Genomic DNA, 10,232 nt, shown 5'->3' on the forward strand with positions numbered 1-10,232 from the left:
GTACCTATTCGCCGCCGCCGCGCGGGTCCCGCCCGCTACGGAGTACGTACCTCCGTACGGCTGCTGACCTTCAGCTTCCGCAGCACCTTCGCCACGTGCTGCTCCACCGTGCGCGGCGAGAGGAACAGCAGCTCGGCGATCTCCCGGTTGGTCCGGCCCGAGGCCACCAGCCGGGCCACGTCCGCCTCCCGCGGCGACAGCCCCTCGCCGTACCCGCCCCGGCCGCGCCGGGGCGCCGTCGCGTGCCCGCTCCCGCGCAGCGCCCGCCGGCACCGGGCAGCCTCCCAAGCGGCCCCGATCCGTTCGAACTCGACCGCCACGAGCGCCAGTTCACCTGCGTCCGGGACGCATTCCAGAGCCGCCTGCACGGCCTGGGCCGCACTGTGCGGCCGGCGCAGCGCGGTGAAGGCGTCCGCCGCCCGGCGGTAGTGCGCCGAGGCCTCCTGCGGCCGTCCCGCGGACCGGGCCACGGCCGCCCGGCACAGGGGCAGCGCCGCCAGCGCCAGGGGATGGTCCCGCCCGGCGATGGCCTCGGCGTACTCACCGGTCAGCGCCCCCGCGTCGGCCGCCCGGCCCGCCCGCACGTACGCGTCCGCTCCGGCCGCCGCCAGGTCAGCGGCCCACCCCCAGAGCCCCTTGTGCCGGACCAGCGCGAGGCCCCGGTCGGCCTCGGCGCAGGCCGCGGCGGCCCGGCCCCGCGCCAGGTGGATGCGTACCGCCGCGGCGCCCGCGGCCGCCAGGACGGGCGAGGCGGCGTTCTCCGAATCGCCCAGGGCGGCCGCCGCGAGGTGCTCCCCGGCCTCCTCCCACTCCCCGTGCGCGGCGCCGAGGAGCCCCAGCACGAGGCGCGCCTCCGACTCGATCCCCGAAGCGCCCTGAGCCGCCTCCCACACCTGCCGGGCCCGCTCGCCGAGCCCTTCCCAGCGCCCCTGGCTCCACTCCAGGCGCAGCACCGTCGCGTCGATGATCCCGCGCAGGTACGGGGCTCCGCACGCGGCTGCCATCCGCTCGCCCTCCCGCCGGAACAGCTCGGCCTCCGGGTCCTTGCCCAGCCAGGCCGCGGAGTCCGCGAGGTTCCCGCACATCCGCGCGAGCTCCAGCCGCCCCGCCCGGTCCGATGCACCGGCGGCCAGCAGGGCCTCGGCCTCGCCCCGGACCGCCTCCTCGCCGAGGCTCATCCGCAGGACGAGGTGGTTGCCGCGCACCGCGAGGCGCAGGGCCTCGTCCCCGTGCGAGGCGGCGATCCGCTCGGCCCGGGCGATCCACTCCAGGTAGACCGGGTACGGTTCCCCGCCCCAGGTCGGCATCGCGAGCCCGGCCATGCCCCGGGCGGCGCGGGCCGGCCGCTCGTGGAGCTCGGCGACGGCGCGGGCGGTGTCCAGCCGGCCCTGGCGGTGGTCGCCGGCCTGGTTGTTCAGCAGCAGCCCCAGGTTCAGCCGGATGTCCCCGCGCACCGCGTCGGGCAGCGCCGAGCCCTCGTCGACGACCCGGCGCAGCAGCCGCGCCGTGCGCCGGTGGGTGAGCCCGATCGTGGCCGCGCGGCTCAGCCGCAGGGCGAGGCGGGCACAGTCCCCGGCGGGCAGCGCGGGGTCGTCGAGGAGCCCTTCGAGGAGTTCCACGGCGAGCGCCGTGTCCCCGATCTCCCGGGCGTGCTCGGCGGCGTCCTCCGCGTACCGGCGCCACTCCCGCACGGCCCCGGCCTGCCGGGCGTGGTAGGCGAGCCGGACGAGCGGCGGCGCGGGCAGCGCCGCCAGCGCGGTGACGGCCCGCAGGTGCAGGCGCCGCCGCTCGGGGCCCAACAGGGCCTCGTGCACGGCCTGCTGGGCCAGCCCGTGCCGGAACCCGTACCGGTCCTCGCCCCAGTCGTGGAGCACCCCGGCCCGCAGCGCGGCCCCCACCGCCTCGGCCCCGGCCTCCTCGCCGAGCCCCGCCACGGCGGTGACCAGGGCCTCCTGCGCCGGATCGCGCAGCACCGCGGCCGCGTGCACGACGGCCAGGGCGGGCGCGTCCAGCCCGGCGGTCCGGTCGGACATCGCCTCCTGGAGCAGGGCGGGCACGGCCGCGGGAGCGCCCGGCCCGCGGACGAACTCCTCCAGCACGAAGGGGATCCCGGCCGTCCTCGCGTGCAACTCGCCCGCCAGCCGCGCCGATACGGGCCCGCCGGTGAGCGCGGCCGCCAGGGTGCGCACCTCGCCCGCGTCCAAAGCCTCCAGCCGCATCAGGAGGGACTCGCGGCCGGGCGCCCGCCGGTAGGCCCGCCCCAGCGGCAACCCCGGGGCGGGCAGGTCCTCCCGACGGTACGTCAGGACCACGGCGAGGCCCGGCGGCGGATCCTCGATCAGGAAGCGGATCAGGTCCCGGGTGCCGTCGTCGGCCCAGTGCAGGTCCTCCACGACGAGCACGGCCGGGCACACCGCGGCCAGCAGCGCACCCACCGCCCGGAAGATCCGGTGCGTGGCGGCCGCCGGGTCGTGCAACGGCTCACAGGGCGGGGGCAGCCGCTCGGCGAGCTCGGGCAGGTACGGGCGCAGCGCCCCGCACACCGGGCTGAGCCCCGCCGGGACGGCGTGCGCGAGGGTGCGCAGCACGTCGAAGAGCGGACCGTACGGGAACGGCTCCCGCAGCGGCGGACAGCTCCCGGACAGCACCCGCGCACCGCGGTCCGGCCGCCGCGCGAGCACCTCGCGCACGAGCCGCGTCTTGCCGATCCCGGCCTCGCCCTCGATCAGTACCACGGCGGGCGGCCGGGCCAGCGCGGAACGCATCGCCCGAATCTCCGCATCCCGTCCGACCAGCACCGATGCGCCCATCCCCGAACTCATGCGGGTGGAGTCTACGCAGCACCGCAACCCGCCGGTAGGGGTCCCGGCCCTGCCGGGTCCGGGGGAGGGTGCCCCGTGTCAGCGCTGCGCGCCGCGCGTCATTGTGCCTGTGGTGGTTTGCCCTCCGCGGCGGAGACCTCTACGAATTCCACCTGCCCCTTGGCGTTGAGGCGCAGGACGGGGACGGCCTTGTTGCGCGGATTGCCGTTGTTCTGGAAGGAGATGAACCCGCTGGCCCCGGCCACCTGCTGGGTGCCGTCCATCTGGTGGAACATCCGCGCCACGGCGTCGCCGACGACCTGGCCCTGCCAGCGCGCGGCCATCTGGATGCCGTGGGCCGCCGCGAGGACCGCGTCGTGGCCCATCAGGGCCCCGCCGTCCTCGCGCGGGTCGTTCGGGAACCACTGCTCCAGGATCCCGCCCGGCTGGAAGTTCTTCGCCGAGGGCGCGGACACCGCCTGCGGCGCCGCCCGGTACATGTCGGGATGGGCGAGGCCGGTGTACAGCACCTCGATGCCCGTCTCGGCTGCGCGGGCGAGCTGTGCGGGGCTCAGGTTGGTCGTGTCGTCCCCGGTGAACACGGTGAACTGCTGGTCGGTGCAGCTGCGGTTGGCGAGCGCGTCGAGGAACCGGGTGAGGTGCAGTCCGCGGCCGGCGAAATAGACGAGTTGCGGACGCTGCTGACACAACTGGCCGGGCATGTAGCGCAGTTCGTTCTGCCAGGCGCTGCTGACGGAGGAGTCGTAGGTCATGCGCTCGGCGACGAGCTTGTGCGCACCGTCCTGGAACGCCTTGGTGAAGGCGCTCCCGAGGGTGGCGGAGTAGAGGTCTCCCTCCGCCACGTCCTGGATGACGACGCCGGTGGTGACCCCGCGCCGCTTGAGGTAGGCGGCGCCCGCGAACGCCTCGTCCTCGTTGGTCGGGGCGATCCGGACGAAGCCGTTGATGTCCTGGATGGTCGAGGCGGTCATCGTGGCGCCGACCATGGCGATCCCGTTCTCCGACAACCGCCGTATCGCCGACAGGTTCTCGTTGGTGCTGGGACCGAGGCCGGCCACCGCGACGAGCCGGTCCGGGGAGTCCTTGCGGGCGATCAGTTCGTCGACGGTGTGCTTCCACTGCGTGGACTTGCTGCCCGGATTGGCTATCAGCAGCCGGATCTTGGGCGTGGCGGCCAAGTCGCCCTGGTTGTGCCGGTACTGGGCGAGGTAGGCGCCCTGGAGCTCGTGCCGGACCCCCTCGGCGGAGTTGCTGTCGGAAGCGGTGGTGGTGAACGAGGTGAAGTAGGCGACGCTGACGTACGGCTCCTTGGCCGCGTTGGCGAGGACCCGCCGGTTCTCCTCCTCGATCTTCGCGCTGACGGCGTCGAGGTGCGGCGCGAAGACGTAGGAGCCGTCGCTCACTCCCACGCACTCGTCGTCCGGCCCCAGCTCGACGACCCCGTCGGCGCATCTGGCCTGGCGCTCCTGGAGCCAGCCCACGCCCAGCCAGAGCGCCGCCACGAGGGTGACGGCCGCCGCGGTGGCCAGCGCGACGCGGCGTACGACGTGCAGCGGCCATTCGAGTCTGGGCACGCGCTCAGCCCTCCCAGCCCGCGGTCTGGGGATCACGCCAATGCCGGTACCGTTCGGCCTCGTTGAACAGGGCCACGATGTCGTTCCTCCGCAGTTGGGACAGCTGGGTGTAGCCGTCGGCGATCAGGTTCCCCAGCCGCATGGCGGGGTCGGCGAGCGGATCGCTCCACACCCAGCGGGTGGTCACCAGGGTGTGGATCACGGACTCGGTGTCCATCACGCGCCCGGGCCGGCGCGGGACGAGCCCGGAGAGGAGTTCCAGGGGACCGCTGCCTGCCGGGAGCCGGTTCGGAGCGGTGGTGACCGCATCGAACTCGGAGATCCACTGCGCGGCCGGCACGGCGGTGAAGCGCCGGGTCAGATGGGCGGTGACCTCCTCGGTCCGCCCACGGGCGAGCTGGTGGTACATCTCCTGCACCGGCTTGCCCTCGCCGCGGTAGTACTCCGCGAGGAGCTCGTGCGCGGCGTCCCACCCGTCGGGCCGCGCGGCCAGCTGCCACAGGAGCAGCCGGCGCAGCCACGGGTGGAGTACGGGGACCATGGCGACGGGCCCGGTCAGCAGCCAGCGCGCCCGGACGTCGCCGAACAGGGAATCGTCGGGGCTGAGCAGCCGCGCGGCCACGGAGAAGTCCCGGGCGGCGGCGCATTCGGCCAGGGCCGCACGCTGGGTCCCGTCGAAATCGCGCAGCAGATGGCCCAGGGCGGTGTCGGCGAGCGTGGCGGAGTGCTCCCCGGTGCGCAGCGGCCGGTCGGGCAGGGTGCGCAGCCAACGGTCCTGCTGCGGGCCGGAGTCGGGGAGCGACCCGGACTGGCGCAGCACGTCGAGCACCTGGTGCACGGCGCGCGGCAGGCCGCCGGTGAGCCGGTGCACGAAGGGGGTGAGGCGGGTCAGCGGGGCCAGGTCACTGTTCCCGCCGAGCTGGAGCTCTATCCGGATCCGCACCTCGTCCAGGTTGAGGTCGCGCAGGCGCAGCGGGTACCACCAGCTGTCCTCGCTGTCGCGGGGCGGCCGGTGGGCGTGCCAGTCGGCGAGGGAGGCCCGGTCGGGTCCGCGCAGCTGCCAGGGCCAGGAATCCCCGGTGGCCGGACCCCAGCGGGGCAGCCACCGGTTGGAGCTGGCGACGACGGTCAGCGGATCGCTGGCGTGCCCGGCCACGACGGTCTGGTCGTGCCGGGAGCGCAGTAACAGGTCGAGGAAGTGCCGCCCGTACTCGGTGTGGGCGTTGTCCAGGAGGAGCAGGTAGGAGCGGGGCATGAAGTTGCGGGCCGTGTTGCGCCGGAGGTCCTCGAGGAAGGCCGAGAAGAGGACGAGGTCGAGCCGCTCCTGCTCGTTCTCGTCGCCCTCGTGGCGCCACAGGTTGAGCTCCACGAGAGCTTCCATGGGGTCCGCGCTGCGGGTCATGGGGTGGCGTCCGTACCAGTGGGCCCCGGTCGTGAGCCTGCTGCCCAGCTTCCCGGCGAGCAGACCGGGCACGGTGCGGCGCCCGCGCCGCAGGGCGTCCTGGAAGAGGGCGAGCGCGGCGCTGGAGGCGCCCTCGGGCATGCCGACCGCGCCCATGCCCACCTCGAAGAAGGCCGCCAGATAGTCCCCGTGCCGGGCCTCGTTCTCCTCCTGGAAACGGTCGAGCTGGCGCTGTACCGCACGCCGGCCCTCCGCGAGGTTGCGCATGCGCAGCTCCTGGTCGGAGGCGAGCAGGCCGAGGCTGAGCAGCGGGAAGTGGGAGCGGCCGTAGCGGGGCAGCTTGCGTTCGAGCTGGCGGGCCAGGAGCCCGAGGGCGTAGCGCGGCAACAGGGACTGCGCCCCGCCGAAGTTGACGAAGGCGAACGGATAGTCGGGCCCGAAGCGCTCCATGAGCGCGCTGTGCGCCTCACTGGCCCCGCTGCCGGCCGGGCCGAGGAGCATGGTCAGGGGCCGTTCGGCGGCAGGGCTCTCCTTCAGACAGGAGTCGACCAGCGACAGGATGCCGCTGCGGCCCCGCAGGCCCATGCCCGTACCCGGCTCCATCACGTGATCCCCCCCAGGACGTGCTTCGAGGACTAGAGCCTGCCATCCGGAGCCGGAGTCAGACAGGGGTTTCCGCTCCTTGATTCGATTGGGCCCGTCACGGCCCCTTCCTGGGCGGGACGCACACCTGCCGCGGACCGGCCGTGTCCCCGACGGCAGGGCCGGATCAGTCCTCGTCGGCTGCGGCCGCGGACTCCGTCGCGGCGATGCGCCGGCTGACGACGACGGTGGCCGCGACCGCGCTGAGGGCGAACGCCACCGCGATGACGGCGGGACGGTCGAGACGGTGCCCGCTGACGTGGTCGACGGAGATGCGCCCCGGCCCCGTGACGCCGAGCGAGGCGGCGACGGTGCCGAGCAGTGCCGGGTACTCGAAGCCGCCTCCCTGGGCGAAGAAGCCGGCGGGAGCATGGACCGCGACGGCCCCTGCCATGGCGCCCGCCGCGGCGGCGCCCGCCGCGGGAGTGGCGAGCCCCAGCGCGAGGAGGGCACCGCCACCCGCCTCGCCGAGCCCGGCGGCGATCGCGCTCCGCCTGCCCGGGGCGAAGCCCATGTGCTCCATCGCCCGGGCCGTGCCCTCGATGCCGCCCCCGCCGAACCAGCCGAAGAGCTTCTGCGTGCCGTGTGCCATCAGGACCCCGCCTGCTGCGAGGCGCAGGGAAAGCAGTCCGAGGTCCTTGCGGAGGGTGAAGTGCACGGTGTGGCCTTTCGACGGGAAACGGTCGGCGGAATGTGTTCCACACGTTCCGTGCCGCCACACCGCATGCCGCCGATCACCCGGGTGCGCGGGACCACTCCTGGTCCGGGTTACTCCTGCTCCTCGATCCCGATGGCCTCCTCCAGATCCCGGTGAGCCTTGCCCTTCGAGCCCTCCGCCTGGTCCAGCAGGGCGTTGGCGATGGCGTCCAGCTTGCGCTGGATCGCATGCTCGGCCCGGCGCTCGGAGTTCTTGAGCAGGGCCAGCAGGAGCAGGGACACCGCGCCCATGGCGTCCCCGGCGAGGTGCTGCCATTCCATCGGCAGGTGCAGGAGGTGAACCACGACGAAGGCTGCCACGAGGAGGACGCACAGGACGGAGAAGAGCGCCGAACTCGTGAAATTGGACGCGAGCTCAGCCAGTTTCTCGAAGCGGCCGAGCCGCCCCGATCTGCCCTTCTCTGCCGGATGCTCCAATGTCATGCCCGGCGTCTGCCCGATGACGAGCGGCCGAACCGTCGAAGTTGCGGCCGTTGTCGTGGCCCCGGGGTGTCAGAACCTGCCCCGGAGCCGCATGCCGAGGGGGCGGCCGTCGGGGTCGACCCAGGCGTGGTGGACCGGGGTGGCGAGGAGACGCCGGAAGGTCGGCAGCCGCGGAGCGGCGTAGCGGCGCAAGCGGCCCGGGGGACGCGGGCCGCGGCGCCCGCCGGCGTGCCAGGCGTCCAGTACCGCGGCGGCTTCGCCGAACCGGTCGAACGCGGTCGACGGATCGCACAGGGCGTCTTCCGCCGGGTGCGGACCGTCGCCGCCGCCCGCGTCGAGGTGCTCGCGCATCAGCTCCAGGCGCAGTTCCCGGGCGAAGGGGCGGGCTCCGTCGCCCAGTCCGCCCGGGTCGCGCGGCCGCCTCGGATCGTCGGCCAGGTCGAGGACGGCGCAGCTCAGCTCGGAATCGTGCGTCCACGAGCGCAGGTTGACGTTGTCGGAGCCGACGGCCGCCCAGACGTCGTCGATCACGCAGACCTTGGCATGTACGTAGACAGGGGTCCCGGCATGGTTCTCCAGCCCGTACACCGCGACCCGGTCTCCTCCGGCGCGGCGCAGCTCATCCAGGGCGGTGATCCGTCCGATCAGGTTCATGGGCCCGGTGAGCAGGCCGTCCTGTTCCGGAACGGACGGGATGACGGCCACCAGCCGCAGCCGCGGGTGCGCGCGCAGGGCCCGGGCGAAGGAGTCCACGACGCGCGGGGACCAGAGGTACTGGTCCTCCAGGTAGATCAGTGTGCGGGCCCGCCGCAGCGCCTTGAGGTAGCCCCGCGCGATGCTGCGCTCGCCGTCGGGGGCGAAGGGATAGCCGCGCAGCAGACGGTTCGGATAGGTGCGCAGCACTTGGACGGCGTGCGTGCCGCACCGCGGGGGATCGGGCTCCTGCGGCGGCAGTTCGTCCGCACGGGTGTCCTCCCGGTCCAGCAGCTCGCGCAGGCGCATCAGCGGACTGCGGCTGAGCGGCGCGGGATCCTCCCAGCGCTCGCGGAAGACGGCTTCGACGTCGCCGACGACCGGCCCCCTCAGGGCGACCTGGACGTCGTGCCACGGGGGGTGCGGACCGTACCGGGGCGCCAGGGGCAGCGACTGGCGGTCGCCGTGGTGGTCGGCGTCGTCGTTGCGGTTGTGGCAGAGGTCGATCCCGCCGACGTACGCGACATCGAGCTCCGGACGGCCGGGGTGCCGCAGCACCACCATCTTCTGGTGGTGCGAGCCGCCGGGCCGCACGCGCAGGTCGAGCAGGCACTCACCGCCCGCCGCTTCGATGTCCGCGCTGAGGGAACGGTTCTCCTCCTCGCTGAACCGGAAGCCGTCCAGGTGGGAGCGCCACAGCAGACCCTTGACGATGACACCGCTCCCGGCCGCCGCGCTCAGGACGGCCGCGATCTCCGTCCCCGGTCCGCCGAGCCGCTCGTCGGGATCGCCGCGCCAGTCGGTGAACAGGAGCAGATCGCCCGCGCGCATCGCCCGGATCCGCGCGAGGAGCTCGGCGAAGTACGTGGCTCCGTGGACGAGCGGCCGGGCGTCGTTGCCCTCGGACCAGGCCGCCCCGTCCGCCCGGCGGTGCTCCAGCCGGGTGGCGGTGTTGCCGCGTTCTCCAGTGGCCAGGAGCCAGTCCGTAGTGGGCATGGTAGGACCTCCACTCACACGGGTACCCGCTCCCCGCCCTTCCACTCGGGACGGTGGGCCGCCCGCCCGGCAAGGAGACGATGTCGTGACGCAAACGGAACTGGACGCGTTCGCCGACGTCCTGGACGGCCCCGTGTACCTCGTCACGGCCGCCGCGCCCGGCTCGGGGGGCGGCGCCGGGGCCCCGGACGAGCGGGCGGGCTGCCTCGTCGGCTTCGCCTCGCAGTGCTCGATCCGGCCGCCGCGTTTCATGGTGTGGCTGTCCACGCTCAACCACACCTTCCGCGTCGCGTGCCGGGCCTCGCACCTCGCGGTGCACGTGCTCGGCCGCGACCAGCGGTCGCTGGCGGAACTGTTCGGTGGTGAGACGGGCGACCGGACGGACAAGTTCGCCCGGGTCGACTGGGTGCCCAGCGCGGACGGCGTCCCGTTGCTGGCCGGCGCGCCCGCGTGGTTCGTCGGCCGGATCGAGACACGGACCGACGGGGGTGACCACGTGGGATTCCTCCTGGCGCCCACCGAGGTCTCCCCGGCCCTCCCGGACGTGCCCGGACTGCTGAGATACGCCGACGTCCGGTCGATCGACCCCGGACACCCGGCCTGAGCGGTGCGGGCCGGGCCCCCGGGGCGTTCTCGTGGCCGAGCCGTTTCCAGATCTGCGGAGCCGGCAGGTTTACCGGACGGCTGTGCGGACAGACGCGGCACGTCAGATGATCGCCAACGATCGGAGTGAGAACCGTGTCGGGTGAGCAGAAGATGAAGGCCAAGAAGGAACAGGCCAAGGGCAAGGCCAAGGAAGCGATGGGCCGCACCGTCGGCAACGAGCGCCTCACCGCAGAGGGGCGCGCGGAGCAGATGAAGGGCGATGCCCGCCAGGCCAAGGAGAAGGCCAAGGACGTCCTCAAGGACTAGCCGGGCAGGGGTGACATCACCACCAGCCCAAGGGAAAGACGAAGCCGGCGA

The 10,232-nt window shown here is 73.8% G+C and carries 8 protein-coding genes; 2 read left to right on the forward strand and 6 right to left on the reverse strand.

Features of this window, described 5'->3' with window-relative positions; genetic code table 11:
- Positions 1–35 precede the first annotated feature (35 nt).
- The 6 genes from ACFWNV_RS11995 to ACFWNV_RS12020 form a co-directional block, all read right to left on the reverse strand.
- Positions 36–2,765, reverse strand: a complete 2,730-nt coding sequence (locus ACFWNV_RS11995; RefSeq protein ID WP_383944391.1) for an ATP-binding protein — start codon at positions 2,763–2,765, stop codon at positions 36–38.
- Positions 2,766–2,920: 155 nt separating this feature from the next.
- Entirely contained in the window at positions 2,921–4,396 is a 1,476-nt protein-coding gene (locus ACFWNV_RS12000; protein WP_383944394.1) for an ABC transporter substrate-binding protein, read from the reverse strand.
- A 4-nt stretch (positions 4,397–4,400) separates the two neighbouring features.
- Positions 4,401–6,401 carry a hypothetical protein gene (locus ACFWNV_RS12005; protein WP_383944397.1) on the reverse strand — a complete coding sequence of 667 codons (2,001 nt, stop codon included), beginning with the start codon at positions 6,399–6,401 and terminating at the stop codon, positions 4,401–4,403.
- 166 nt (positions 6,402–6,567) lie between these two features.
- A complete protein-coding gene (locus ACFWNV_RS12010) occupies positions 6,568–7,098 on the reverse strand; it encodes a DoxX family protein (protein WP_383944400.1) in 531 nt (176 codons plus the stop codon).
- Between the two features lie 110 nt (positions 7,099–7,208).
- Positions 7,209–7,580, reverse strand: a complete 372-nt coding sequence (locus tag ACFWNV_RS12015) for a hypothetical protein (protein ID WP_383944403.1) — start codon at positions 7,578–7,580, stop codon at positions 7,209–7,211.
- Between the two features lie 69 nt (positions 7,581–7,649).
- Positions 7,650–9,269 carry a phospholipase D family protein gene (locus tag ACFWNV_RS12020; RefSeq protein WP_383944406.1) on the reverse strand — a complete coding sequence of 540 codons (1,620 nt, stop codon included), beginning with the start codon at positions 9,267–9,269 and terminating at the stop codon, positions 7,650–7,652.
- Positions 9,270–9,354: 85 nt separating this feature from the next.
- Between ACFWNV_RS12020 and ACFWNV_RS12025 the strand changes: the two genes are divergently transcribed.
- Positions 9,355–9,873, forward strand: coding sequence for a flavin reductase family protein (locus tag ACFWNV_RS12025; protein ID WP_383944409.1), 519 nt, complete (start codon positions 9,355–9,357; stop codon positions 9,871–9,873).
- Positions 9,874–10,025: 152 nt separating this feature from the next.
- On the forward strand, positions 10,026–10,181 hold the full coding sequence (locus tag ACFWNV_RS12030; RefSeq protein ID WP_284716012.1) for a CsbD family protein: 156 nt from the start codon (positions 10,026–10,028) through the stop codon (positions 10,179–10,181).
- The last annotated feature ends 51 nt before the right edge of the window (positions 10,182–10,232 follow it).

Source organism: Streptomyces sp. NPDC058401 (assembly GCF_042722885.1).
Classification (GTDB): Bacteria; Actinomycetota; Actinomycetes; order Streptomycetales; family Streptomycetaceae; genus Streptomyces.